The 24,787-nt window shown below is 67.4% G+C and carries 20 protein-coding genes; 12 read left to right on the top strand and 8 right to left on the bottom strand.

Translation table 11 applies throughout. The features are described from left to right. Positions 1 to 91: 91 nt before the first annotated feature. The 3 genes from VHB27_RS22195 (at position 92) to VHB27_RS22185 (ending at position 4,021) form a co-directional block, all read left to right on the top strand. Complete coding sequence (locus VHB27_RS22195) at positions 92 to 859, top strand: SDR family NAD(P)-dependent oxidoreductase (protein ID WP_325604693.1); 768 nt, start codon at positions 92 to 94, stop codon at positions 857 to 859. Positions 860 to 975: 116 nt separating this feature from the next. Further along, positions 976 to 2,697 (top strand): ABC transporter permease, encoded by a 1,722-nt coding sequence (locus VHB27_RS22190; RefSeq protein ID WP_325604692.1) that lies wholly within the window; start codon positions 976 to 978, stop codon positions 2,695 to 2,697. Between the two features lie 10 nt (positions 2,698 to 2,707). Continuing rightward, a complete protein-coding gene (locus tag VHB27_RS22185) occupies positions 2,708 to 4,021 on the top strand; it encodes a nitrate/sulfonate/bicarbonate ABC transporter ATP-binding protein (protein WP_325604691.1) in 1,314 nt (437 codons plus the stop codon). 42 nt (positions 4,022 to 4,063) lie between these two features. Here VHB27_RS22185 and VHB27_RS22180 read toward each other — a convergent pair whose 3' ends face one another. Together VHB27_RS22180 and VHB27_RS22175 are read right to left on the bottom strand one after the other, a co-directional pair. Next, positions 4,064 to 5,689 carry an APC family permease gene (locus VHB27_RS22180; protein WP_325604690.1) on the bottom strand — a complete coding sequence of 542 codons (1,626 nt, stop codon included), beginning with the start codon at positions 5,687 to 5,689 and terminating at the stop codon, positions 4,064 to 4,066. A 337-nt stretch (positions 5,690 to 6,026) separates the two neighbouring features. After that, positions 6,027 to 7,004 carry a 2-hydroxyacid dehydrogenase gene (locus VHB27_RS22175; RefSeq protein ID WP_325604688.1) on the bottom strand — a complete coding sequence of 326 codons (978 nt, stop codon included), beginning with the start codon at positions 7,002 to 7,004 and terminating at the stop codon, positions 6,027 to 6,029. 347 nt (positions 7,005 to 7,351) lie between these two features. Between VHB27_RS22175 and urtA the strand changes: the two genes are divergently transcribed. From urtA to VHB27_RS22140, 7 genes are all read left to right on the top strand, one after another. Continuing rightward, positions 7,352 to 8,674 (top strand): urea ABC transporter substrate-binding protein, encoded by a 1,323-nt coding sequence (urtA, locus tag VHB27_RS22170; RefSeq protein ID WP_408904036.1) that lies wholly within the window; start codon positions 7,352 to 7,354, stop codon positions 8,672 to 8,674. Between the two features lie 151 nt (positions 8,675 to 8,825). Next, on the top strand, positions 8,826 to 10,535 hold the full coding sequence (gene urtB / locus VHB27_RS22165; protein ID WP_325604684.1) for an urea ABC transporter permease subunit UrtB: 1,710 nt from the start codon (positions 8,826 to 8,828) through the stop codon (positions 10,533 to 10,535). Further along, a complete protein-coding gene (gene urtC / locus VHB27_RS22160) occupies positions 10,532 to 11,644 on the top strand; it encodes an urea ABC transporter permease subunit UrtC (protein ID WP_325604682.1) in 1,113 nt (370 codons plus the stop codon). Before urtB ends, urtC begins: the two co-directional genes overlap by 4 nt. Continuing rightward, on the top strand, positions 11,641 to 12,387 hold the full coding sequence (gene urtD, locus VHB27_RS22155) for an urea ABC transporter ATP-binding protein UrtD (protein ID WP_325604680.1): 747 nt from the start codon (positions 11,641 to 11,643) through the stop codon (positions 12,385 to 12,387). The genes urtC and urtD overlap by 4 nt, the downstream gene beginning before the upstream one ends. A 12-nt stretch (positions 12,388 to 12,399) precedes the next feature. Continuing rightward, positions 12,400 to 13,095: an urea ABC transporter ATP-binding subunit UrtE gene (gene urtE, locus VHB27_RS22150; RefSeq protein ID WP_325604678.1), complete on the top strand. Its 696-nt coding sequence runs from the start codon at positions 12,400 to 12,402 to the stop codon at positions 13,093 to 13,095. Positions 13,096 to 13,375: 280 nt separating this feature from the next. Continuing rightward, a complete protein-coding gene (locus VHB27_RS22145) occupies positions 13,376 to 14,209 on the top strand; it encodes an urease accessory protein UreD (RefSeq protein WP_325604676.1) in 834 nt (277 codons plus the stop codon). 21 nt (positions 14,210 to 14,230) lie between these two features. Then, complete coding sequence (locus VHB27_RS22140; RefSeq protein ID WP_325604674.1) at positions 14,231 to 14,533, top strand: urease subunit gamma; 303 nt, start codon at positions 14,231 to 14,233, stop codon at positions 14,531 to 14,533. Positions 14,534 to 14,601: 68 nt separating this feature from the next. On the opposite strand, the gene VHB27_RS22135 is transcribed toward VHB27_RS22140, so the two are convergent. The 6 genes from VHB27_RS22135 to VHB27_RS22110 form a co-directional block, all read right to left on the bottom strand. Beyond that, the gene (locus VHB27_RS22135) at positions 14,602 to 16,011 is read right to left on the bottom strand and encodes an NAD(P)H-dependent flavin oxidoreductase (protein WP_325604672.1); all 1,410 of its coding nucleotides are present in this window, start codon (positions 16,009 to 16,011) and stop codon (positions 14,602 to 14,604) included. A 483-nt stretch (positions 16,012 to 16,494) separates the two neighbouring features. Beyond that, positions 16,495 to 18,723: a polyribonucleotide nucleotidyltransferase gene (gene pnp / locus VHB27_RS22130; protein WP_325604670.1), complete on the bottom strand. Its 2,229-nt coding sequence runs from the start codon at positions 18,721 to 18,723 to the stop codon at positions 16,495 to 16,497. Positions 18,724 to 19,048: 325 nt separating this feature from the next. Continuing rightward, positions 19,049 to 19,318 carry a 30S ribosomal protein S15 gene (rpsO, locus tag VHB27_RS22125; RefSeq protein WP_325604668.1) on the bottom strand — a complete coding sequence of 90 codons (270 nt, stop codon included), beginning with the start codon at positions 19,316 to 19,318 and terminating at the stop codon, positions 19,049 to 19,051. 40 nt (positions 19,319 to 19,358) lie between these two features. Beyond that, complete coding sequence (gene truB, locus VHB27_RS22120) at positions 19,359 to 20,285, bottom strand: tRNA pseudouridine(55) synthase TruB (protein WP_325604666.1); 927 nt, start codon at positions 20,283 to 20,285, stop codon at positions 19,359 to 19,361. A gap of 145 nt (positions 20,286 to 20,430) precedes the next feature. Further along, a complete protein-coding gene (locus tag VHB27_RS22115; protein ID WP_325604664.1) occupies positions 20,431 to 21,348 on the bottom strand; it encodes a class I SAM-dependent methyltransferase in 918 nt (305 codons plus the stop codon). Between the two features lie 215 nt (positions 21,349 to 21,563). Then, complete coding sequence (locus VHB27_RS22110; protein ID WP_325604662.1) at positions 21,564 to 22,736, bottom strand: serine hydrolase domain-containing protein; 1,173 nt, start codon at positions 22,734 to 22,736, stop codon at positions 21,564 to 21,566. Between the two features lie 148 nt (positions 22,737 to 22,884). On the opposite strand from VHB27_RS22110, the gene VHB27_RS22105 reads away from it, so the two are divergent. Beyond that, entirely contained in the window at positions 22,885 to 23,613 is a 729-nt protein-coding gene (locus VHB27_RS22105; protein WP_325604660.1) for a dienelactone hydrolase family protein, read from the top strand. Between the two features lie 325 nt (positions 23,614 to 23,938). Next, positions 23,939 to 24,772 (top strand): undecaprenyl-diphosphate phosphatase, encoded by an 834-nt coding sequence (locus VHB27_RS22100; protein ID WP_325604658.1) that lies wholly within the window; start codon positions 23,939 to 23,941, stop codon positions 24,770 to 24,772. Positions 24,773 to 24,787: the final 15 nt, after the last annotated feature.

Genomic DNA, 24,787 nt, shown 5'->3' with positions numbered 1-24,787 from the left:
CCCCCGGCCCGGGCCAACAACGCACCGCCCGCCGGAAGACCACAACGCATCGCGGCCCCACGGTCCGCAAAGCAACGAAGGGGAAACGACCATGGGAAGGCTCGACGGCAAGATCGCAGCGGTGACGGGCGGGGCATCGGGGATCGGCGAGGCCACGGTCAGGCGCTTCGTCGCCGAAGGCGCCAGCGTGGCATTCTGCGACCGGGACGGCGAGCGCGGCCAGCGCGTGGAGGCCGAACTGAAGGCCGCCGGCGCCAAGGTCGCCTTCACCCAGGCGGACGTGGGCACTGAAGCCGCATGCCTCGGCTTCGTCAACGGCGCCGCGCAGGCCTTCGGGCGCCTCGACATCCTCGTCAACAACGCCGGCATCCGCAAATACGAGAAAGTCGACGAGGCAAGCGCCGCAAGCTGGAACGAGATCCTCGACGTCAACCTCAAAAGCTACGCCTTCTGCGCCAAGGCGGCGGTCCCGCTGATGCGCCGCAACAAAGGGGGAGCGATCGTCAACCTCGCCTCCGTCCGGTCCGTCGTCGCCGGCGGCGGCAACCTGCTGTACGACACCACCAAGGCTGCGATCGCGGGCTTCACGCGGGGGCTGGCCGCCGACCACTCGGCCGAGGGCATCCGCGTGAACGCCGTCGGTCCCGGCCCGATCTTCACCCCGTTCCACGCCCGCCGCATCGCCGCGGCCGGCGAAACGGTCGAGCAGTACAACGCCAAGGCCGCGCAAGGCACGATGATGAAGCGCCCGGGCCGAGCGGAGGAGGTCGCGGCGGCGATCCTGTTCCTGGCGTCCGACGACGCCTCCTACGTCACCGGCGCCCTGCTTTTCGTCGACGGCGGCATGACCGCCCTCTAGGCCCCGCCACCCCGTGCTCGGTCCCTCTTGTCATCAAAAGGCAACATATTCCGGAGGTGACAGGCCGTCGGGGCCGGGTTAAGGGACGCCAAACCCACGCAGCATTCGGTAGACCCATGCGCGCCAACGCAATTCCCTCGATGGCCGCCGGATGGCGCCTGCCGAACCTCTGGGACGCCGTCGCGTTCGTCTGCGTCATCGGCGTCCTGGTCGGTTTTGGCCACGTCGCCGAAGGCACGCTGGTGCCGATCAACGCCCCCGGCGCGACCCAGATCAGCCTCGATCCCATCCACCTGCCGGAATACGCGGTCCGCACCACGCTGCGGATGTTCGCGGCCCTGGCGGCGTCGCTGCTGTTCACCTTCACCTACGGCACCGCGGCGGCGAAAAGCCGGCGGGCGGCGCTGGTGCTGGTGCCGGTGCTGGACGTGCTGCAATCGGTGCCGATCCTGGGGTTCCTGACCTTCACCGTCGTCTTCTTCATGGGCCTGTTCCCTGGCCAGGTGATGGGGCTGGAACTGGCGGCGATCTTCGCGATCTTCACCAGCCAGGCCTGGAACATGGCCTTCAGCATCTACCAGTCGCTGCAGACGGTGCCCAACGACCTGAAGGAGTGCGCCACCAGCTTCCACCTGACCGGCTGGCAGAAATTCTGGCGGCTGGAGGTGCCCTTCGCCATGCCCGGCCTGGTGTGGAACACCATGATGTCGATGTCCGGCGGCTGGTTCTTCGTCGTGGCGTCCGAGGCGGTGACCGTCGGCGACCATAGCTGGAAGCTGCCCGGCATCGGCTCCTATGTGGCCGAGGCGCTGGACAAGCGCGACATCGCCGCCGTCGTCTACGCGATCGTCACCATGCTGCTGGTGATCCTGGCCTACGACCAGTTGCTGTTCCGCCCGCTGGTCGCCTGGTCCGCCAAGTTCCGGTTCGAGACGACCGCCGGCGCGACCGCGAGCGACCCGTGGATGCTGCGGCTGGTGCGCCGCACCCGGCTGCTGAAGGTGGTCGGCACCGCGATCGGCGATGCCGCGGTCTGGGTCGGCGGGCTGCGCCTGTCCCTGGGCGGCGCCCCGGCGCAGCGCCGCCGCCCGCCGTCGCGCACCGTCGACGTGATCTATGGCGCCGTGCTGGCCGTGATCGTCGCCTGGGCGCTGTGGAAGGTCATCGTCTTCGCCTCCGCGGCCCTGGCCTGGTCGGACGTGCGGACGGCGCTGGTGCTGGGCGTCTTCACCCTGGTCCGCGTCACCGTGCTGATGGTCATCGCCAGCCTGGTCTGGGTGCCGATCGGCGTCTGGCTGGGCCTGCGCCCGGTCTGGGCCCGCCGCGCGCAGCCGATCGCCCAGTTCCTGGCGGCGTTCCCGGCGAACCTGCTGTTCCCGCCCTTCGTGCTGTTCATCGTCTATTTCCACCTCGACCCCGATATCTGGCTGACGCCGCTGATGGTGCTGGGCACCCAGTGGTACATCCTGTTCAACGTCGTCGCCGGCGCCGCCGCGTTCCCGGGCGACCTGCGGGAGGCGGCGAGCAACTTCCGCATCGGCGGCCTGCTGTGGTGGCGCAAGGTCATCGTGCCGGGGATCCTGCCCTATTACATCACCGGCGCGATCACCGCCTCGGGCGGGTCGTGGAACGCGGCCATCGTCTCCGAGGTCGCGTCCTGGGGGAACACGCACCTGCACGCGCACGGGCTGGGCGCCTATATCGCCGATGCGACCGACAAGGGCGACATGGCCCGCGTCGTGCTGGGCGTGGTGGTGATGTCGGCCTTCGTCGTCCTGTTCAACCGGCTGCTCTGGCGCCCGCTCTACGGCTACGCGCAGCGCCGCTTCACGCTCTGAGGATCGGATCATGGACACCGCGGTTTCCACCCAGCCCGTGCTGATCGACGTCCAGTCCTGCCGGCAGGCGTACCACAAGGACGCCAATGCCGACCTCGTGGTGCTGGACGGCGTCAACCTGACCCTGCACGAAAAAGAGATCGTCGCGCTGCTGGGCCGTTCCGGCTCCGGCAAGTCGACGCTGCTGCGGATCGTTTCGGGGCTTCTGAAACCAACCGCGGGGTCGGTGACCTGGCGCGGCGTGCCGGTGGACGGCCCCACCGAAGGCGTGGCGATGGTGTTCCAGTCCTTCGCGCTGTTCCCCTGGCTGACGGTGCAGGAAAACGTCGAGCTGGGGCTGGAGGCGCGCGGCGTGGCGAAGGCCAAGCGCGAGGCGCTGGCCGAGGCGGCGATCGACATGATCGGCCTGGGCGGGTTCGAGAACGCCTATCCCAAGGAACTGTCCGGCGGCATGCGCCAGCGCGTCGGCCTGGCGCGCGCGCTGGTCGTGCATCCCGACCTGCTGCTGATGGACGAGCCGTTCAGCGCGCTGGACGTGCTGACGGCGGAAACGCTGCGCACCGACCTGATCGACCTGTGGGTCGAGGGGAAGTTGCCGGTGAAATCGGTGCTGATGGTGACGCACAACATCGAGGAGGCGGTGCTGATGTGCGACCGCATCCTGGTGTTCTCGTCCAACCCCGGCCGCGTCGCCAGCGAGCTGACGGTGCCGTTCCCGCATCCGCGCAACCGCCTGGACCCGGCGTTCCGCCAGATGGTCGACGACATCTATGCGCTGATGACCCGCCGCGCCGCGCCGGAACCCAAAAGCCCGGCCGCGCCGCCGCCGTCGCCGCTGGCGATGCCATTGCCGCGGGTGGGGACCAACATCATGGCCGGCCTGATGGAGACGCTGGCCGGCGAGCCCTATAACGGCCGCGCCGACCTGCCCGCCCTGGCCGCCTCGCTGCAGTACGAGGTCGACGACCTGCTGCCGCTGGGCGAGATGCTGCAACTGCTGCATTTCGGCGTGCTGGAGGAAGGCGACATCTCGCTGACCGACCAGGGCCGCCGGTTCGTCGAGGCCGACGTGGACGAGCGCAAGCGGATCTTCGCCGAGGCGCTGCGGCACTACGTCCCGCTGGTGACGATGATCCGGCAGGTGCTGGACGAACGCTGGAACCACCGCGCCTCCGCCGTGCGCTTCCGCGACGAGTTGGAGGACCACATGTCCCCGGACTACGCCGAGGACACGCTGCGGACGGTGATCGGCTGGGGGCGGTACGCGGAACTGTTCGCCTACGACGAAGAGGCGGAGCAGTTCAGCCTGGAAGACATCGAATAGCCGCCCGCCCCGTTCGGCGCCCCTGACGGGCGGCCGGGGGCATCATAGCGTGCGCTCGATCTCGATCAGGATCCGCCCGGTCTCCTCGGAGGGCAGTGCCGAGCGCTTGGCGAGTTCGATGACGATGAGGCTCCAGGCCGCGGTCACGGCGACCGCCGGCCAGAAGCCCAGGACTCCGTCGCCGCCGAGATCGTGGCCGCTGAGGGCCGAGATGATCCACATACCGCCGAACCAGGCACCCAGCCACCAGATGTGGTCCCAGCCGAAGGCGCTGCTTTTCTCGTGCGCGATCAGGTAGAAATAGACCAGGTAGAGCGCGAAGATGATCAGGACGATCCCGAACAGCCAGCATACGGTGGTGAAGCCGCTCCACAGGATGATCAGGTCGCAGCAGATGAACGCGATCGGGGCGATGATGGCCGGCGCGACCAGGCGGAAGGGGCGGGGCAGGTCGGCGTGATCCCGGCGCAGGATCAGCAGGACGATCGGACCGAGGCCATAGGTGAGCGCGGTGATGTCGCTGATGTAGTCGACCATCTTCTGCCAGGCCGGGAAGGGCAGCAGGAAGATCACGCCGATGATCCACATGATCGCGACCGAAACCCACGGCACTTTCCCGCTGTTGAGCTTGGTGAGGAATTCCGGGCCGGCCTTCATTTCGCCGTTGGCGAACAGGATGCGCGCGCCGGCGGTCACGTAGATCAGGCCGGTGCCGGCGGGTGAGACCGCCGCGTCGATGTAAAGCAGGGTCGCCAGCCAGCTGAAGCCCAGCATCGCGGCGAGGCCGGCGAAGGGGCCCTTCACCCCGGGGAAATTGATGTGTCCCCAGCCGTTGGCGACATCCTGCGGCTTCACCGACTCCAGAAAGCCGACCTGCAGCAGGATGTAGATGGCGGCCGACAGCAGCACCGACCCGATCACCGCGAGGGGAATGTTGCGGCCGGGATTGGAACTTTCGCCGCCAAGGTCGATCGCCGTGCGGAAGCCCAGGAAGCTGAAGACGATGCCCGCCGCCGGCAGCGCGATGAACACCCCGTTCGAATCGTAGCTGCCGGATCCGGCCGACCACACGTTGGTGCCCTGCGTCCAAAGCGGGCCGATCTGGCTGATCCCGGCGAAGATCAGGACGATCGCCGTCAGGAACGGCACCGCGATCTTCCACCACGTGATCGTGTTGTTGACCGTCAGCAGCCACCGGATGGCCATAAGGTTCAGCAGCGCCAGGACGCCGACCAGGGCCGCGCAGGCGACGAGGCCGCTCGTCGTCAATATGCCATCGTTGCCAACGAAATGAGGGTAGAGATTGTTGGCATAGGTCACGATGCTCTCGGCTTCGACCGGCGGCACGGCTATGTAGGACAGAAACAGCATCCAGCCCCAGACGCGCCCCAGGCCGTCGCCGTGGCTGGCATGGCTCATGTGTACCAAGGCGCCCGATCGCGGAAAAATCCCCGCGAGTTCGGCGAAGCAGAGCGCGATGAGCATGATGATGACCGCGCCGATGATCCAGCTCCACAGGCTGAGCGGACCGGCGATCTTCGAAGCGTGGAGCGCGCCGAACAGCCACCCCGAACCGATCATGCTGGTCGTGCTGGCGAACAGCAGGCCGATGATGCCGGCATCCCTGCGCAGGCTCTTTCCCGTTTCGGGGGTCGATGAACTTGCCATGGTGCGAACTTCCGCCTTTGGAATCGAGATAGCAGAGCAACCCTGCTATCGAATATCTGCGTTTCTAACGACACTATCGATTCAAACGGCGAACCGGCGGAAGAATTTCACCGAGAATTGACCCGTTCTTTGGGCAAGACCGGATTCGTTGAAGGAAAGCGCACGATCTTCCGCCTGCGGTATCTCTTTCGGAACGGCCGCGCGCGTTCGGCGGCCCCCCGTCCTGCCTCGGGTCCTGCCCAGGGTCGTGCCCAGGGCCGTGCCCAGGGTGGTGCCACATGTCCGACCCCGGGGCCGATCGGCGTATATTACAACATAAGAACGGACGCCTCCGTTTCTACGCCACCAGCCCCGCCAGCTCGGGAATGACCCAGAGCGGCTTGTCCCCGCGCATCACCCGCTGGCAGTTGTCATAGGCGTTGCGGAAGCGGGAGAACTGGGTGTCGTAGGTCGGGCCGGCCATGTGGGCGGTCAGCGTCACGTTCGGCAGCGCGAACAGCGGGTTGTTCGGCGGCGGCGGCTCCTGGTCGAACACGTCCAGCCCCGCGGCGGCGATGGTGCCGTTCGACAGCGCCTCGATCAGCGCCGCCTCGTCCACGACCGGGCCGCGACAGGTGTTGATCAGGTACGCCGAGGGCTTCATCAGCTTGAGCTGCGGCGTGCCGATCATGTGCCGCGTCTCCGCCAGCAGCGGCACGTGCAGCGTCACGATGTCGGAGGTCCGCAGCAACTCGTCCAGCAGCGAGAACTTCACCCGCAGGTCGTCCGCGCGCTCCTCGCTCAGGCGGACCACGTCGTAGTACTGCACCGTCATGCCGAAGGCCTGCGCCAGCCGCGCCGTCTTCTTGCCGATGGCGCCCAGGCCGACGATGCCCAGGGTCTTGCCCTTCATCTCGTACAGCTTCACGTCGTCGACGTTGTTGCCGCGCCAGCGCCCGCCCGAGACGTTGGCATGCTGCCAGACCAGCCGACGGGAGACGGCGAGCATCAGCAGGATCGCGTGCTCCGCCACCGCCGTGGAGTTGGCGCCGCCGTTGTTGCAGATCGGCACGCCGGCCCGCCGAGCGGCTTCGATGTCGCAACGATCGTAGCCGGCGGAGAGGAGCTGGATCAGCTTCAGCTTCGGCGCGGACTTGTAGAACGCGTCATCCATCGTCCCGTCGCCGAATCCGACCAGGCAGACGGCATCGGCCAGGGCGGCGTTGAATTCGGACGAGCCGTGACGGGCGAAGACGGCGTCCAGGCCCTGCGGCAGCAGGTCGCGGGCGACGCTGAGCTCGTTCAGCGGGTTGTCGGCGACGATGATCTTGGACACTGGCGTTCTCCCCGTTGGTCTATCGGGGACAGCGTAGCCTGTCCGTGGGAAAGGGCAAAAAATGGGGAGGGATTAAATATTGGGCAAATCCGGGGGTGCGTGATCACGGAAAAGATGCCGATATTGTACGCAACTGTGGGAAATCGCGCCGGGGAGGCCCGCCCGTGGCGCCGTCGCCCGCCATGACGGCGCACCCCGCCTCCCGCCCCGCGCCGGACGCACCCCAGCCTTCCCCTGGGCGGGAGGCTGGCACGCAGGTTGCAAAGTTGTGAAATGCCTCCGCCAGACGGGGAAACCGAACAACAAAGGCAGCAGGAACAGCCCGCATGACCATCGAGCAACCGAACATCTCACGCCGCGGCCTCGGCCGGCTTGGCGCCGCCGCTGCGACCCTGGCCGCCGTCGGCGCCGCCTCGGCCGTGGAGAACGCGGCCAAGGCCCAGGCCAAGCCCGCCGGCGGCACCATCAAGGTCGGCATCCTGCACTCCCTCTCGGGCACCATGGCGATCAGCGAGACCACGCTGAAGGACGTCATGCTGATGCTGATCGAGCAGCAGAACGCCAAAGGCGGCCTCTTGGGCAAGAAGCTGGAGCCGGTCGTGGTCGACCCGGCCTCCAACTGGCCGCTGTTCGCGGAAAAGGCGCGCCAGTTGCTGTCGGTCGACAAATGCGCCGCGGTGTTCGGCTGCTGGACCTCGGTGTCGCGCAAATCGGTGCTGCCGGTGTTCGAGGAGCTGAACGGCATCCTGTTCTACCCGGTGCAGTACGAAGGCCAGGAATGCTCGCGCAACGTGTTCTACACCGGTGCGGCGCCGAACCAACAGGCGATCCCGGCGGTCGACTACCTGATGAAGGAAAGCAAGGTGAAGCGCTGGGTGCTGGCCGGCACCGACTACGTCTATCCGCGCACCACCAACCAGATCCTGGAAGCCTACCTGAAGATGAAGGGCGTGGCGCCGGATGATATCATGATCAACTACACGCCGTTCGGGCAGTCCGACTGGCAGAACATCGTCGCGCAGATCAAGCAGTTCGGCAGCGCCGGCAAGAAGACCGCCGTCGTCTCCACCATCAACGGCGACGCCAACGTCCCCTTCTACAAGGAACTCGGCAACCAGGGCATCAAGGCGACGGACATCCCGGTCGTTGCGTTCTCGGTCGGCGAGGAGGAACTGGCCGGCATCGACACCAAGCCGCTGGTCGGCCACCTGGCCGCGTGGAACTATTTCGAGAGCGTGGAGACGCGCGAGAACAAGGCCTTCATCAAGGAATGGAAGGCCTTCACCAAGAACCCCAAGCGCACCACCAACGATCCGATGGAAGCGCACTACATCGGCTTCAACATGTGGCTGAAAGGCGTCGAGAAGGCCGGCACGACCGATCCCGACGCGGTGATCGACGCGCTGATCGGCGTTTCGGTGCCGAACCTGTCGGGCGGCTACTCCGCCCTGATGCCGAACCACCACATCACCAAGCCGGTCATGATCGGCGAGATCCAGGCGAACGGCCAGATCAACGCGGTGTCGACGACGCCGGGCCTGGTCGTGGCGCAGGAATGGTCGCCCTATGTCCCCGACACCAAGGACCTGATCGGCGACTGGCGTGCGCCCATGCGATGCGGTGCGTTCAACGTGAAGACCGGCACGTGCACCGCCGGCAAGAAGGCCTGACGGTCTTCCTGCCAGGACAGGGGCGGCCGTCGTCCTCCCGGCCGCCCCTGTTTGCTTTCCGGCGTCTTGCCGCCGATGTTTTCCCGCCGATGTTTTCCCGCTGGCATCTTCCCGTCGATGTCTTCACGTTGGTAACGGTATCGGAGTTTCCGTGTTGTTTCGCGCAGTCCGCCGGCCCAGCCCGTCTTCCGCGTCCCCGCCGGTGCTGCCGGGCTTCCGGCCGGGCAGGGGGTGCCTGCGCGTCGGCGAACCGCGCGCCGACGTTGCGTGGCGGCCGCGGCTGACCTTCGTCCTGATCCTCTGCCTCGCCGTGTTCCTGCCCGGCGTCGCCCATGCCGGCGATCCGGTCGCCGAACTCGCCTCGGGCAGCTTCGACACCGTCCGCCAGGGGGTCGACGACCTCGCCGCGTCGGGCAACCCGCGGGCCGCCGCCATCCTCTCGGCGCTGGAGAACGACAACCTCTATTACCTGCCCGGCGATCCGCCCAAGCTGTTCATCAGCACCGATGACGGCGACACCTACAGCGACGCGCTGACCGGCGCGAAGGCCGACGATCCCGGCGACGACGTCAAGTCCGTCCGCATCAACAACGCCGTCCGCTCCGCCATCGACGCCGCCCTCGGCGCGCTGCGCCTGTTCGACCCCAGGGCGTCGGTGCGCGCCGAGGCGGCCGAGGCGGTGTTCACCTCCCACGATCCCGGCGCGCTGCCGTCGCTCGACAAGGCGATCGCCAAGGAGGCCGATGCCGGCGTGAAGCGGAAGATGGAGCAGGCCAGGGCGGCGGTGGTCATCGCCGACACGCAGGCGCCGCAGGACCAGCGGCTGGCCGCCGTCACCGTCCTGCGCGACCGCGGCGGCGACGGCGCGCGCAACCTGCTGTCGATCGCCGCCAACGAATCCGGCCCGGTCGCCGTCGCCGCCAAGGCCGCCGTCGAGGCGGTCGACCGCGTCATGCGGCTGTGGGGCTTCGCCCAGAGCGTCTATTACGGCATCAGCCTCGGCTCCGTGCTGCTGCTGGCCGCCGCCGGGCTGGCCATCACCTTCGGCGTCATGGGCGTGATCAACATGGCGCATGGCGAGATGGTCATGCTGGGCGCCTATACGACCTTCGTCGTGCAGGGGGCGATGCACGCCTGGCTGCCGGGGCTGTACGGGCTGAACCTGCTGGTCGCGGTGCCGCTCGCCTTCCTCGTCTCGGGGCTTGTCGGCGTCGCGATCGAACGGTCGCTGATCCGCTTCCTCTACGGCCGCCCGCTGGAGACGCTGCTTGCCACCTGGGGCCTGTCGCTGGTCCTGCAGCAGGTCGTCCGTTCGGTGTTCGGCGCCAATAACCGCGACGTCGACACGCCGGCCTGGATGAGCGGGGCGACGCAGTGGGGCGGGCTGACCATCACCTGGAACCGGCTCTATATCATCATCTTCGCCTTCCTGGTGGTGGCCGCGCTGATGGCGGCGCTGCGCTATACCCCGCTGGGCCTGCGGATGCGGGCCGTCACCCAGAACCGGCGCATGGCCGCGGCGATGGGCATCAAGACGCCCTGGATCGACGCGATGACCTTCGGCCTGGGATCGGGCGTCGCCGGCATCGCCGGGGTGGCGCTGTCGCAGATCGACAACGTCTCGCCGAACCTGGGGCAGGGCTATATCATCGACAGCTTCATGGTCGTGGTGTTCGGCGGCGTCGGCAACCTGTGGGGCACGACGCTGGGCGCGCTGACGCTGGGCATCGTCAACAAGTTCCTGGAGCCGATCGCCGGCGCCGTGCTGGGCAAGATCGTCGTGCTGGTGCTGCTGATACTGTTCGTGCAACGAAATCCCAGGGGCATGTTCCCGCTCAAGGGACGGGCGGTGGAAACATGAGAATCGGTCTTTCCGGCACGATCGCCATCGTCCTGATCCTGGCGCTGGCGATCGTCATGACGGTGCTGAACCAGGCCACGCCCGCCGGTTCCGCGGTGCACGTGCCGACCTATATGATCGCGCTGGCGGGGAAATACCTGTGCTATGCCATGCTGGCGCTGGCGGTCGACCTGGTCTGGGGCTTCGCCGGCATCCTCTCGCTGGGGCACGCGGCGTTCTTCGCGCTGGGCGGCTATGCGATGGGCATGTACCTGATGCGCCAGATCGGCACGCGCGGCGTGTACGGCAACGCGAACCTGCCCGACTTCATGGTGTTCCTGGGCTGGCACCAACTGCCCTGGTACTGGTACGGCTTCGACTGGTTCGGCTTCGCCGTGCTGATGGCGATCCTGGTGCCGGCGGTGCTGGCGGGCGTGTTCGGCTGGCTCGCGTTCCGTTCCCGCGTCACCGGCGTCTATCTGTCGATCATCACCCAGGCGCTGACCTATGCCCTGCTGCTTGCTTTCTTCCGCAACGACATGGGGTTCGGCGGCAATAACGGGTTGACCGACTTCAAGGACATCCTGGGCTTCCCGGTGCAGGCGGATTCCACCCGCTGCGCGCTGCTGGTGATCTCGGCGCTGTTCCTGTGCGGGCAGTTCCTGCTGGCGCGCTTCGTCGTCGACAGCCGCTTCGGCAAGGTGCTGATCGCGGTGCGCGACACCGAAAGCCGCACCCGCTTCCTGGGCTACCGCCCGGAATCCTACAAGCTGGTGGTCTGGGTGCTGTCCGCGATCATGGCCGGCATCGGCGGTGCGCTGTACGTGCCGCAGATCGGCATCATCAACCCGTCCGAGTTCGCCCCCGGCAACTCGATCGAGGCGGTGATCTGGGTCGCGGTCGGCGGCCGCGGCACGCTGGTCGGCGCGATCCTGGGCGCGATCCTGGTGAATTTCGGCAAGACCTGGTTCACCGGCGCGCTGCCCGAGGTCTGGCTCTATGCCCTGGGCGCGATGTTCATCCTGGTGACGCTGTTCCTGCCCAAGGGGGTCATGGGCCTGTTCGCGCGTCGCGAACGCAAGCCCGCGGACGAGGAAATCCCGGCCGCCGCCAGGGAGGTCACGGGATGAGCGAAGGCGACACCCTGCTGTACCTGGACGGCGTCACCGTCTCCTTCGACGGGTTCAAGGCGCTGAACGCCCTGTCGCTGACGCTGGAAGAGGGCGAGATGCGGGCGATGGTCGGGCCCAACGGCGCCGGCAAGACCACGATGATGGACGTCATCACCGGCAAGACCCGTCCCGATTCCGGAACGGTCGTGTTCGGCAAGGACATCGACCTGACCCGGATGGACGAACCCGCCATCGCCTCCCTGGGCATCGGCCGGAAGTTCCAGAAGCCCACGGTGTTCGAGCCGCATACGGTCTGGGACAACATCCTGCTGGCGCTGGCCGGCGACCGGACGCCGCGCTTCACGCTGTTCGCGCGCCAGACCGCCGGGGAGAAGCGGCGGATCGAGGAGATCCTGGAGACCACCCGCCTGACCGATCACCGCAACCGCCGAGCGGCGGATTTGTCGCACGGGCAGAAGCAATGGCTGGAGATCGGGATGCTGCTGGCGCAGGAGCCGCGGCTGCTGCTGGTCGACGAACCCGTCGCCGGCATGACCGATTCGGAAACCGAACAGACGGCCGAGTTGTTGCGGGAGATCAACAAGTCCCGCAGCGTCGTGGTGGTCGAGCATGACATGGCGTTCGTCCGGGCGCTGGGGGTGAAGGTGACGGTGCTGAACGAAGGATCGGTGCTGTCGGAAGGCTCCATCGACCATGTCAGCGAGGACCCCAAGGTCATCGAAGTCTATCTGGGCCGCTGACGGGAGGCGCTGATGCTGGAAGTCTCCAACGTCGACCTGCACTACGGCGCCGCGATCGCGCTGCGCCAGGTCTCGCTCACCGCCTCGGTGGGGGAGGTGACGTGCCTGCTGGGCCGCAACGGGGTGGGCAAGACCTCCCTGCTGCGGGCGGTGACGGGCGCGCACCCGATCTCGGCGGGGTCGATCAAGTGGGAGGGCGAGGAGATTTCCCGCCTGCCGATGTACGACCGGGCCAAGCGCGGCATCGCCTGGGTGCCGCAGGGCCGCGACGTCTTCCCGCTGCTGACGGTGCGGGAGAACCTGGAAACCGGCTTCGCCGTGCTGCCGCGTGCGCAGCGGAAAGTTCCGGATGAGATCTTCGAGCTGTTCCCCATCCTGAAGACCATGCTGCGCCGGCGCGGCGGCGACCTGTCGGGCGGCCAACAGCAGCAGCTTTCCATCGCCAGGGCGCTGGTGATGAAGCCGCGGCTGATCGTGCTGGACGAACCGACCGAGGGGATCCAGCCCAGCATCATCAAGGATATCGGTCGCGTCATCGCGCTGTTGCGCCAGCGCGGCGATATGGCCATCCTGCTGGTCGAACAGTATTTCGACTTCGCGCATGAACTGGCACAGACCATGGTGGTGATGGACCGCGGCGACGTGATCATGTCCGGCCGCCGGGAAGCGCTGGACGAAGCCGAGGTGCGGCGGAAGCTGTCGGTTTGACGGTCGTTCCGCGATGAGCGGCGAGGGAGCGGGGGCGCGCGTCCGGGCGGTGGATGTTGTGCCACGTCCGGGCGGGTGCCGGCCGGTTTCGCACGGAGACGCCGGCGGTGCGGGCTTTCGGAGGGCACGAAGGGCCACGGAGTCGTTGCCGATCCGGTCTGTGTTGACATGAGGCACCGGCATCCATGAGCCTTCGCCGACCAAGACGAGGAAGCGCCTGTGCCTCGGCCCATCCTGGCATCCATGAGCCTTCGCCGACCACGGCGGGAGACCATGCCCCGTGCTGATCGCCGACCCGCCGCCGCCCGTCCACCAGCGCGCGGTCGGCGAGTTGCGGCTTGCTGTCAAACGCAACGACCAGGAAACCGTGCTGGACACGCTGCGCCAGGCCGGGTGCCTCAAGGCGCGCTTTCCCCGCCGCCTGGTGCCCGGCTGGTTCGACGCCGTCATGCTCAACACCGGCGGCGGCGTCGCCGGGGGGGACCGGCTGGACGTGGCGATCGATCTCGCCGCCGGCACCCGGGCCACCATCGCCGCGCAGGCGGCCGAACGTTTCTACCGCGTATTGTCGATGGACCAGCCCGCTCGGGTGCGCACCCACCTGACCGTCGCCCGGGGGGCGTGCCTGGAATGGTTGCCGCAGGAAACCATCCTGTTCGACCGTTCCGCCCTCGATCGGAGTCTGGCGATCGACCTCGCCGCGGACGCCAGCTTCCTGGGGGTCGAGACGCTGGTGTTCGGCCGGACCGCGATGGGGGAGGCGGTGCGGCAGGGCCACCTGCGCGACCGGATCCGCATCCGTCGCGACGGGGCGCTGGTCCTGAACGATGCGATCCGCCTCGACGGCCCCGTCCACGACCTGCTCGCCCGTCCCTCCATCGCCAATGCCGCTCGGTCTCTCGCCACGCTGGTCTTTGTCGCGCCCGATGCGGCGGCCTGCGTCGATGCGGTGCGGGGGGCGCTGGCGGACGCCGAGGCCGGCGTCAGCGCATGGAACGGCCTGCTGGTCGCGCGCGTGCTGGGGCCGGACGGCGCCGCGGTCCGCCGGTCGGTGGCCGCGGCGCTGGCGGTGCTGCGCGGCTCTCGCCCGCTGCCGAGGGTTTGGTTATGCTGACCGCGTAAAGGAAAGACTGCGATGAACCTGACACCGCGCGAGAAGGACAAGCTGCTGATCTCGATGGCCGCGATGGTCGCGCGCCGGCGGCTGGAGCGCGGCGTGAAGCTGAACCACCCCGAGGCGGTCGCCCTGATCACCGATTTCGTCGTCGAGGGCGCGCGCGACGGCCGCAGCGTCGCCGACCTGATGGAAGCCGGGGCCAAGGTGCTGACCCGGGACCAGGTGATGCCGGGGATCGCCGAGATGATCCACGACGTGCAGGTGGAGGCGACGTTCCCGGACGGCACCAAGCTGGTGACGGTGCACGAACCGATCCGGTAGGGGAGAGGCCTCCTCCCCGCCGCCATGCCCGGCGCCAAGCCCGGCGCCATGTCCGGCGCGTGCGGTTCTCAGCGCCCCGTCAGCAGCCGTTCCATCAGTTGTTTCACCGTCGGGATGAAACCATTGGAGTAGAACGGGTCCTTCGCGAACCGGTATGCGTTGTGCCCGCTGAACATCAGGTTCCGCTCGACCGCTTCCGGCCCGTCTTCGTGCGCGATGTCCTGCAGCGTCTTCTGGATGCAGAAGCTGCGCGGATCGGCCTTCTTGCCGTTGGTGAAGTCCGGCTCGTGCTGCGCCCAGTTGGAGAAGCGGCAGGAACTCAGGCACCCCATGCAGTCCTGCTGGTCCTTCAGGATCTCCTGCGCCTTCTTCGGCGTCACGAAGATCAGCGTCGAATCGGGCGTGCGCAGCGCCTCGGTGAAGCCTTGCGCTTCCCAGGCCAGGGCGCGCTCACGATCGCCGGTGGTCAAATAGACGATCCGCTTGCGCGGGCCGACGCCGTATTCCGCGACATGCTCGCCGATCGTTTCGGTAGTGAACGCCACCTGCCGTTCGTTGCGCTCGCGCAATTCCTGGATGAAGCCGTTGTTCACCGCGCTGGAATAGAACCCGGTCGGGCTGAAGCGGTTGAGGAAGACGTCGCCTTCCTTCAGCGTCAGCAGCTTCTGCTTCCAGGTGTCGCCGATCGGGCTTTCCTGGGTCAGCAGGGGGCGCGTGCCGAACTGGAAGGCGATGGGACCGATCTCGGGGTTGTCGAGCCAGTGCTCCCACTCCTCCAGGCACCAGACGCCGCCGGCCATGATGATCGGCGTGTCGTGCAGGCCGAAATCGTTCATCGTCTTGCGCAGCGCGGCGACGCGGGGATAGGGGTCCTCGGGCTTGGTCGGGTCTTCGCTGTTCGACAGCCCGTTATGCCCGCCGGCCAGCCACGGGTCTTCGTAGACCACGCCGCCCAGCAGGTGCGCCGTCTTGGAGTAGGCACGCTTCCACAGCGCGTTGAAGGCGCGCGCCGAGGAGATGATCGGGTAGTAGTAGACGTTGAAGCGGGCCGCGATCTCCGACAGGCGGTACGGCATGCCGGCGCCGCAGGTGATGCCGCTGATGATGCCCTTCGCCTGCTCCAGCACCTCGGTGATGATGCGTTCGGCGGCACCCATTTCCCACAGGATGTTGGCGTGGATGCGGCCCTTGCCGCCGGCGATGTCCCATGCCCGGCGCGCCTGGGTCAGCGCGCCCTGGATGGCATAGGCCACGAGTTCCTCGTGCCGGTCGCGGCGGGTCCGGCCGTGATAGGTCTGCGGGATCGGCCGGCCATGGACGTCGAAGCTGTCGGCATTGACCGCGCTGAACGTGCCGACGCCGCCGGCCAGCGCCCAGTTGCCGGCGGACAGGCCGTTGGAGATCGAGACGCCCTTGCCGCCTTCGACCAGCGGAAGGACTTCGCCGCCACCCATTCGTATCGCGTTGATCGCTCTCATCGCACTTGCTTCATAAAGGGACCGGGCTGATCGAGGCGCCCATATCGAATTCGAGTTTCCTGGTCACGCCGCACGGGTTGTTCTTGTCGTGCGGTGTCCGTGTCGTCGTTAACCCCGACCGGGGCGAACCCGGACCCGGCCATATGCCAGACCGGCGTCCCCGACAAGACGTCGACCGGCCGCCAAAGGTCAACCCGGAGCCGGTCATGACATTTTGGTGACTGCGCCGGAGCTTCTACAGAAACCCGGCTCGGACGCCAATGGGAATCCGAGGCGGTTCCGCGCGATGGCGGGAAGCCGCCGTCACCGTCATCCTGGCTCCAGTCCTTCGCGCGGCCCCGCCAAGGCCCTTTCCAGCCCCTCTCCGTTGTCCGTCATGGCCTGGCTTGACCGGGCCATCTCCTTCCTCCGGGGCACGGGATGGCCCGGTCAAGCCAGGCCATGACACGGGGAGGGGGTACGATGTCCCCCGCCCCTCCAGACTCAACCCCCGGCGGCTGACTGCTCCGTATCGCGCGGCTCGCGGTCGCCGCGTTCCCGGCGCTCGCCCCGCTCGGGACGGTCGCCCCGTTCCGGACGCTCCCCGCGCGGCGGCCTGGCGCCGACCTGTTCGGTGATGTCCGCGCCGGTGGCCTGGTCGACGACGCGCATCGACAGCTTCACCTTGCCGCGCTCGTCGAAGCCGATGACCTTCACCTTCACCGTGTCGCCGTTGTTGACCACGTCGGTGGTCTTGCCGACCCGGCCCTGGGCCAGTTCGCTGATGTGAACCAGGCCGTCGCGCGAGCCCAGGAAGTTCACGAACGCGCCGAAATCGGCCGTCTTCACCACCTTGCCGGTGTAGATCACGCCGATCTCCGGCTCCGCGACGATGCCGCGGATCCAGTCGATGGCCCGCTGCGCCTGCTCGCTGTCGGTGGCGGCGATCTTGATGGTGCCGTCGTCCTCGATGTCGATCTTGCACTTGGTCTGCTCGACGATCTCGCGGATGACCTTGCCGCCGGTGCCGATGACGTCGCGGATCTTCTCCTTGGGCACCTGGATCGTGGTGATGCGCGGCGCCGTCTGGGCCACGTCGCCCCGAGCGCCGGTGAGCGCCTTGGCCATCTCGCCCAGGATGTGCATGCGGCCTTCGCGCGCCTGGCCCAGCGCGGTCTTCATGATCTCGAAGGTGATGGACGTGATCTTGATGTCCATCTGCAGGCTGGTCACGCCCGTCTCGGTGCCGGCCACCTTGAAGTCCATGTCGCCCAGGTGGTCCTCGTCGCCCAGGATGTCGGACAGCACCGCGAAGCCGCGGTCTTCCTTGATCAGCCCCATGGCGATGCCCGCCACCGGCCGCTTCAGCGGCACCCCGGCATCCATCAGCGACAGCGACGTGCCGCAGACGGTCGCCATCGAGGACGAGCCGTTCGACTCGGTGATCTCGGAGACGACGCGCATCGTGTAGGGGAACTTGTCCTTCTCGGGCAGCAGCGGATGCACCGCGCGCCAAGCCAGCTTGCCGTGCCCGACCTCACGCCGGCCGGGGCGGCCCAGGCGGCCCGCCTCGCCGACCGAGTAGGGCGGGAAGTTGTAGTGCAGCATGAAGTTTTCGCGATACTCGCCGGCCAGCGCGTCGACGATCTGCTCGTCCTGCCCGGTGCCCAGGGTGGCGACGCAGAACGCCTGCGTCTCGCCGCGGGTGAACAGGGCGGAGCCGTGGGCGCGCGGCAGCACGCCGACCTCGGCGATGATCGGGCGGATGCCCTTGGTGTCGCGGCCGTCGATGCGGATGCCGGTGTCCAGGATGGCATTGCGGACGATGTCGGCTTCCAGGTCGTGGAACAGGGCGCCGGCCTTGCCGGTATCCAGGCCCTCGGCGGCGAGTTGGTCCGTCGCGGCCTTCTTGGCGGCGGCGACGGCGGCGTAGCGGGCCTGCTTCACCGTCTCCTTATAGGCTTCGGCCAGCGGCGCGCGGGCGATGGCGTCGACGCGGGCCTTCAGCGCCTTCTCCTCATCCGAGGTCTCGGGCAGCGCCCAGGGCTCCTTGGCGGCGTGTTCGGCGAGCTGGATGATCGCCTCGATCACCGGCTGGAAGCCCTTGTGGCCGAACTCCACGGCGCCCAGCATGACGTCTTCCGGCAGTTCCTGCGCCTCGGACTCGACCATCAGCACGCCCTCGGCGGTGCCGGCGACCACCAGGTCGAGCTGGCTGGTCTTCATCTGGTCGAGCGTCGGGTTCAGCACGTACTGGCCGTCGACATAGCCGACGCGGGCGGCGCCGACGGGGCCGAAGAACGGGATGCCCGACAGGGTCAGCGCGGCGGAGCAGCCGATCATCGAGACGATGTCCGGGTCGTTCTCGTTATCGAAGCTCATGACGGTCGCGATGACCTGGACCTCGTTGCGGAAGCCCTCGGGGAACAGCGGGCGGATCGGCCGGTCGATCAGGCGCGACTTCAGCGTCTCGGCCTCGCTGGGCTGGCCTTCGCGCTTGAAGAAGCCGCCGGGGATCTTGCCGGCGGCGAAGGCCTTTTCCTGGTAGTTCACGGTCAGCGGGAAGAAGTCCTGGCCGGGCTTGGCGGACTTCACGCCGACGGCGGTGCAGAGCACGATCGTCTCGCCGTAGGAGACCATGACGGCACCGTCGGCCTGGCGCGCGATCTTGCCCGTCTCCAGGACGAGCTTGCGCCCGCCCCATTCGAGTTCCTTGCGGAAATAATTGAACATTCAAACGTCCTTCATGTGCGCGGCACCGGCGGACATCAAAGGACGCGGCCCTGTCGGACCTCCATGTCGGAGTCCCTTGTCAGACCTGTGGGCTGGGGTGGCGGCGTCTCGGGTAACACGGAGCGCGTGCTGCCGACCGGTATGAAGGGAAAGCAGCCGCGGCCATGTGGCCGGAAACGCCGTCGCTTGATCCCGGACCGCGAGGGCGAAAGGGTTGCGATCTTTGGCGTCCACCGCCTGACGCGGTGTCCGGGGGGCTGTACCCGCCCCCGGTCAGGTTGTCAGCGGGTTGGTCGATCCAACCCGCGCGGGTAGCCTAGCAGATTTAGCGGCGCAGGGACAGACGCCCGATCAGGGTCTCGTACCGCTTCTGGTCCTTCTTCTTCAGGTAGTCCAGCAGCCGGCGGCGGCGGCCGACCAGCATCAGCAGGCCGCGGCGCGAATGGAAGTCCTTCGCGTGCGTCTTCAGATGTTCGGTCAGCAGGGAAATCCGCTCCGACAGCAGGGCAACCTGGACTTCGGGGCTGCCGGTGTCGTTCGCACCGGTGGCATAGTCGTTGATCAGCGCACTCCGGCGCTCAGCCGTCAGCGACATCGTCATACTCCTGGGTTCACGTTGCGGGACACGCGCCGGGTCAGAGGATCCGTTCGGGCCTCAACATGCCGTCTTCGAGACGGCACAGCCCCAGCACGCGGCTTCCCGCCATGGCGCGGACCAACCCGCCATCGGGGTCGGCCGTCCCTGGAATCCGTCCCATCAAGGTGATCAGGCTGATGGCCTGGCCGTGAAGCAGGTCGGCGACCTCATGTCCGGTCAGGGCCAGCGCCGGGATGTCGGCCAGCGCGGTCGCGACCGGACGCAAAAGGTCCGGAGAAGCGGGGGCCGTATCGTCCTTATCGCGCAGCTTGTCCAGCGGAATCGCGTGCTCTTCCAGGAACGGGCCGACCCGCAGCCGGCGCAGGGCGGCGATATGGCCCACCGTCCCGCAGGCGCGCGCCAGGTCGCGGGCCAGACTGCGCATATAGACGCCCTTGCCCGAGGCGACCTCGAACACCGCCGTGTCGGCGTCGGGACGCTCGATCAGATCGAACCGGTCGACGCGGGCGGGCCGGGGTTCCAGCACCACGTCGCGGCCTTCGCGCGCCATGTCATAGGCCCGTTCGCCGGCGACCTTGATGGCGGAGAAGATCGGCGGGACCTGCATGATGTCGCCGCGGAACCGGGGCAGGGCGTCCCGGATGGCGGCGTCGTCGGGGCGGACGGGGCTGGTCTCGGTCACCTGGCCGTCGGCGTCGTCGCTGTCGCGCGCTTCGCCGAACTTCAGGGTGAAGCGGTAGAGCTTGGTGCCGTCCATGACATAGGGCACGGTCTTGGTGGCGGCCCCGAAGGCGACCGGCAGCAGCCCGGTGGCGAGCGGGTCGAGCGTGCCGCCATGCCCGGCCTTCTGGGCATCGAAGATGCGCTTGACGCGGTTGACCACGTCGGTCGACGTCATCCCGGCCGGCTTGTCGATGATCAGCCACCCGTCGAGCGGGCGGCCGCGCGGTTTGCGGCGGGACATTGGGTCGGGTCCTGAAGGCGGAAAGGAGGCGCGGGTTAGGGACTGCCGCGACGGATGTCAAGAAATTAGGATGCCAGGCAATTCGGGGGCAGCCGATTGAAGACCAGCCGACTCTCGAGTGCTGATCCTCGTGCCGCCATTCGGGTCAATCGCCTGACGCTCGGCGCGGGTGCGCCACCCCGATGCAGAAATCGTCCTGCAGCAGGCCCGCCCTCATCAGCGCGTTTTCGATTTCGATGCAGAGACCCACGACGGCACGGCTGCCGGGCGAGTCGTCCGCCAGCTTGTCGCCGTGCAGCATCTGGAACAGCGGGTGCAGCAGGGCGCCGCCGAACCCCGTCTCCCACGCCACGTCAAAATACATCCGCAGGAACGGCCTGATCAGCGCGGAGCGAACCGACTCGCTTGGGTCACCGTCCAGCACGACCTCGATCGTGGGGTTGATCCAGTGGACCTCGGGGGAGTGCTTATATTCCGGGGGGATGGCGGCAATGACGTTGTTTACGATCGCAACCTGTTCATCGGGCAGGATGATGTAGCAAGGCCCGACATATTCATTATAGATGAGCACGCCGTCCTCGGTCAGGATCCGACGCACCTTGGAAAGCATGCCTTCAAGATCCCGAACATGATGAAGCGATCCCACGAACATGACGGCGTCGAACGGAACATCGTGAGGCCTGCTTACGAATTCATCGAAGCTGCTCTGATAGAACTGCGCATTCAGGTTTTCCTCGGCGACGGCTTCCTGTGCTTTCGAAATCCCGACGCCCGACAGGTCGAACGCTTCGACATACTCCGCCAGACCGTTCCGAGAGAGGATCAATTCATGGGAGCCATCGCCGCAGCCGATGGAGAGAAGTCTGCGGGGCCGGACACGCAGCTTTTGCTGGAAGACCCAAAAAAGCCAGTGGGTGTCGGTCCCGAGGCGTCGCCCGATTTCGGCCGCGACGAGCGGGTTCGAATGCCAGGTCGCCGCCTTGGGCGCCGCGAACATTTCATCCCAATGGTCCTGCGCGATGTCTCCGACTTGCCCTTCGGCCGCGATGGCCTCCATGGCCATGGGTTGCACGTCTTCGCTCGTGGGTAACTGTTCCGAGACCGTCTCAACGGGGCCTCGAAGAAGCCGAGATGCGAATGACAGGCGACGTCTCAGGGCAGACGATGTCAATGCAAGCTCCTTCGTTTTATATTGCGGTGTCGCAATAACGAAACATTCGGCAAAGACATTGGCGCCCACGGCAGGCTGACGCAGGCGCTGTCGTGATGGGCGGGCGGTTACGCCAGCGTCCCGTAGACCGCCCCCTCGAACGCATCCAGCGCCTCCAGCACCGTCGCATCGGCGAATGGCAGCACCTGGGTCATAATCACCCCCGCGACCTTCTTTTCGGGATCGAGCCAGTAATAGGTGTTGTTCAGCCCCGCCCAGGCCAGGCTGCCGGCGGCGCGGCCGTGCGGGCCCTGTTCGGTGTTGATCAGGAAGGTCAGCCCCCACTTCTTCGCCATGCCGGGGAACAGCTCCACGTCGTTCGACAGGTGCGCGATCGCGCTCTTCATCGGCAGCACGTTCAGCGCGCCCATGTGGTTCTGGCCCATCAGCGCCACCGTCTCGGGCTTCAGGATCCGGTTGCCCGCCAGCTCCCCGCCGTTCATCAGCGCCTGCAGGAACTTCAGGTAGTCGGGCGAGGTCGAGAAGAGGCCGCCGCCGCCCGGATAGAACTCCCGCGGCGCGGCCGCCGCCGGCATGTCGAGCGGCTTCAGCGTGCCGTCCGCCAGCCGCGCGTGCACCGTCGCCAGGCGGCTGTCCCATGCGGGCCGCGGGTCGAAGCTGGTGTCGGTCATGCCCAGCGGGGCGAAGATGTTGCGCTGGAAATAGGTCTCCAGGTCGAGGCCGCTCGCCACCTCCACCATCCGGCCGGCGATGTCGATGTTGATGCCGTATTCCCAGCGTGCGCCGGGATCGAAGCCCAGCGGCGCCTTCAGCGCGGCAAGCTGGCCGGTGCGCGCGGCCGGCAGGCCGCTCGCCTGGGCATAGCGGTTCATGTCCGCGTTCCAGGTGTCGTAGACGAAGCCGGCGGTGTGGGTCAGCAGGTTGCGCAGCGTGATCTCGCCCTTCGGCGCGCGCAGGACCGGCTGGCCGGCGCCGTCGAACCCGTCCAGCACCTGGGTCTCGGCCAGGAAGGGCAGCACCTCCTTCGCCGGCTGGTCGAGCGAGAGCTTGCCTTGCTCCACCATCTGCATGGCCGCCGCGCCGGTGACGGCCTTGGTCATGGAGGCGATGCGGAACACCGTGTCCGTGGTCATGCGCTGCGGCGCGTCGATCCGGCGCAGGCCGAAGGCCGCGGCGTAGATTTCCCCGTCCCGATCGGCGGCCGCGGCGGTCAGGCCGGCGATATGGCCCCCCGCGACGGCGGCGGCCAGCACCTTGTCGATCTGGGCCGTGTTGCGCATGCTCCGTTTCCTCCTGGATGGCCGCGGCGCCGGTTGAGGTCGCGCCGGGTTCTTGTCGCCTAAACTACGCTTATCAGACGTTACAAGCCGTGGCGGGTGGTGGCAAACGACCCGGTGTGGCGAACCCCCAACGGGAACGGAGGAACGCATGTACGAGCAAGAGGTCATCGTCACCACCAAGCACGGCCGGATGCCGGCGTTCGTGGCCGCGCCGGACGAAGGCGAGCACCCGGCCGTCATCTTCTATATGGACGCACCCGGCACGCGGGAGGAGCTGCGCAACATGACGCGCCGCATCGCGCGCAACGGGTATGTCTGCCTGCTGCCGGACATGTACTACCGGCTGGGCACGGTGCGCTTCGACATACCGCGCCGCGACGATGCCATGTCGGGGGTGATCCGAGCGTCGATGAACAGCCTGACGAACGCGCTGGTGACGGACGACACGGCGGCGATGCTGGCCTGGTTCGACGCCAACGACCGCGTCCGTCCCGGCCCCGTGGGCTGCGTCGGCCACTGCATGAGCGGCTGCTACATCACCACCGTCTCCGCTCGGTTTCCCCATCGGATCAAGGCGGCGGCATCGCTGTACGGGGTCAACATCGTGACCGACAAGCCGGACTCGTCCCACCTGCTGGTCCCCGGGATCAAGGGCGAGCTGTATTACGCCTTCGCGGAGCACGACCAGTCGGTGCCGGCGCATGTCATCCCGGACCTGAAGAAAGCGCTGGCGGCGACCGACGTGGCCAACACGGTGAAGGTGTTCACCGGGACGCATCACGGCTTCTGCTTCGCCGAACGGGCGGTCTACGACGCCGAGGCGTCGGAGCAGACCTGGGCGGACATCCTGGCGATGTTCAAGCGCCGCCTGGGATGACCCGCTTGCGCTGGGCCGCCGGGGCTGACCCTCTGGGCTGACCCTCTGGGGCTGGGTCGCTGGGGCTGGGTCGCTGGGGCTGGGTCACTGGGGCTGGGTCACTGGGAGTGGGTCACTGGGAGTGGCCCGTTGAAGTCGCTCCGCTTTGTCCGCCGCAGCCGACCCCGCGGCCCTATGCCGCCAGGGCGCGCGCCACCATCTCCGGCTCCCGGGCAGGCACCGATAAAGCGGGTTTGAGGCGGGGGCGCTTGGGATCGCCGCGATTTCCCTAACAGGGCACCGGAAAACCCGTATAAGGGCTGCCGCAAACTGGCCGGATTCGCAGATGGACACGTTACAAGCCGTTGTTATTGCTATCCTTCAAGGCGCGACTGAGCTGTTTCCCGTCAGTTCCCTGGGGCATGCGGTGGTGCTGCCGGCGCTGTTGCGGTGGGGTATCGACCAGCACGATCCGTCCTTCCTGCCCTTCCTGGTGATGCTGCATGTCGGCACCGCGACCGCGCTGCTGGGCTTCTTCTGGCGCGACTGGTGGGCGCTGTTCATCGGCGTGATCGGCATCGGCGACACGCACCAGGTACAGGAGAGCCGCCGCGTCTTCCTGCTGGTGGTGATCGCCACCATCCCCGCCGTGATCGTCGGCTTCCTTTTGGAGAAGTTCGTCCGCGGCCTGTTCGCCTCCCCGCTCGTCGCCGCGACGTTCCTGATCGTCAACGGCGTCCTGCTGCTGTTCGGCGAACGGCTGCGCCAGCGGGGGCAGCGCCCGCTCTCCAGCCTGACCCAGATGGACGCGCTGACGATCGGCATCTGGCAATGCACGGCGCTGATCCCCGGCATGTCGCGCTCCGGCGCGACGATCGTGGGCGGATTGCTGCGCGGCCTCAACCACGAAGGGGCGGCGCATTTCTCCTTCCTGATCGCCACCCCCATCATCCTGGGGGCGACGGTGCTGGAGGTGCCGAAGCTGCTGCACGAAAGCGTCCCGGCCGGCGTGCTGGAACTGTCGGTGCTGGCCGCGGTCGTCGCCGGCGTGACCGCGCTGCTCAGCACCTGGTTCCTGATGCGCTATTTCCGCCAGCACGACGCGATGGCGCTCAATCCGTTCGCGTACTACTGCATCCTGGCCGGCGTGGTCAGCCTGGGCCTGCTGGTGCTGATCTAGGGGATCCGGTTCAGG

This window comes from Rhodopila sp. (assembly GCF_035548235.1).
GTDB lineage: Bacteria > Pseudomonadota > Alphaproteobacteria > Acetobacterales > Acetobacteraceae > Rhodopila.
This window is presented reverse-complemented; position numbering and strand designations above follow the sequence as displayed.

Excerpts from the sequence above, each read along its gene's own strand:
- VHB27_RS22195 (WP_325604693.1), top strand. The coding sequence starts at position 92 with ATGGGAAGGCTCGACGGCAAGATCGCAGCGGTGACGGGCGGGGCATCG.
- VHB27_RS22190 (WP_325604692.1), top strand. The coding sequence starts at position 976 with ATGCGCGCCAACGCAATTCCCTCGATGGCCGCCGGATGGCGCCTGCCG.
- VHB27_RS22185 (WP_325604691.1), top strand. The coding sequence starts at position 2,708 with ATGGACACCGCGGTTTCCACCCAGCCCGTGCTGATCGACGTCCAGTCC.
- VHB27_RS22180 (WP_325604690.1), bottom strand. The coding sequence starts at position 5,689 with ATGGCAAGTTCATCGACCCCCGAAACGGGAAAGAGCCTGCGCAGGGAT.
- urtC (WP_325604682.1), top strand. The coding sequence starts at position 10,532 with ATGAGAATCGGTCTTTCCGGCACGATCGCCATCGTCCTGATCCTGGCG.
- urtD (WP_325604680.1), top strand. The coding sequence starts at position 11,641 with ATGAGCGAAGGCGACACCCTGCTGTACCTGGACGGCGTCACCGTCTCC.
- urtE (WP_325604678.1), top strand. The coding sequence starts at position 12,400 with ATGCTGGAAGTCTCCAACGTCGACCTGCACTACGGCGCCGCGATCGCG.
- VHB27_RS22140 (WP_325604674.1), top strand. The coding sequence starts at position 14,231 with ATGAACCTGACACCGCGCGAGAAGGACAAGCTGCTGATCTCGATGGCC.
- VHB27_RS22135 (WP_325604672.1), bottom strand. The coding sequence starts at position 16,011 with ATGAGAGCGATCAACGCGATACGAATGGGTGGCGGCGAAGTCCTTCCG.
- pnp (WP_325604670.1), bottom strand. The coding sequence starts at position 18,723 with ATGTTCAATTATTTCCGCAAGGAACTCGAATGGGGCGGGCGCAAGCTC.
- rpsO (WP_325604668.1), bottom strand. The coding sequence starts at position 19,318 with ATGTCGCTGACGGCTGAGCGCCGGAGTGCGCTGATCAACGACTATGCC.
- truB (WP_325604666.1), bottom strand. The coding sequence starts at position 20,285 with ATGTCCCGCCGCAAACCGCGCGGCCGCCCGCTCGACGGGTGGCTGATC.
- VHB27_RS22115 (WP_325604664.1), bottom strand. The coding sequence starts at position 21,348 with ATGGCCATGGAGGCCATCGCGGCCGAAGGGCAAGTCGGAGACATCGCG.
- VHB27_RS22110 (WP_325604662.1), bottom strand. The coding sequence starts at position 22,736 with ATGCGCAACACGGCCCAGATCGACAAGGTGCTGGCCGCCGCCGTCGCG.
- VHB27_RS22105 (WP_325604660.1), top strand. The coding sequence starts at position 22,885 with ATGTACGAGCAAGAGGTCATCGTCACCACCAAGCACGGCCGGATGCCG.
- VHB27_RS22100 (WP_325604658.1), top strand. The coding sequence starts at position 23,939 with ATGGACACGTTACAAGCCGTTGTTATTGCTATCCTTCAAGGCGCGACT.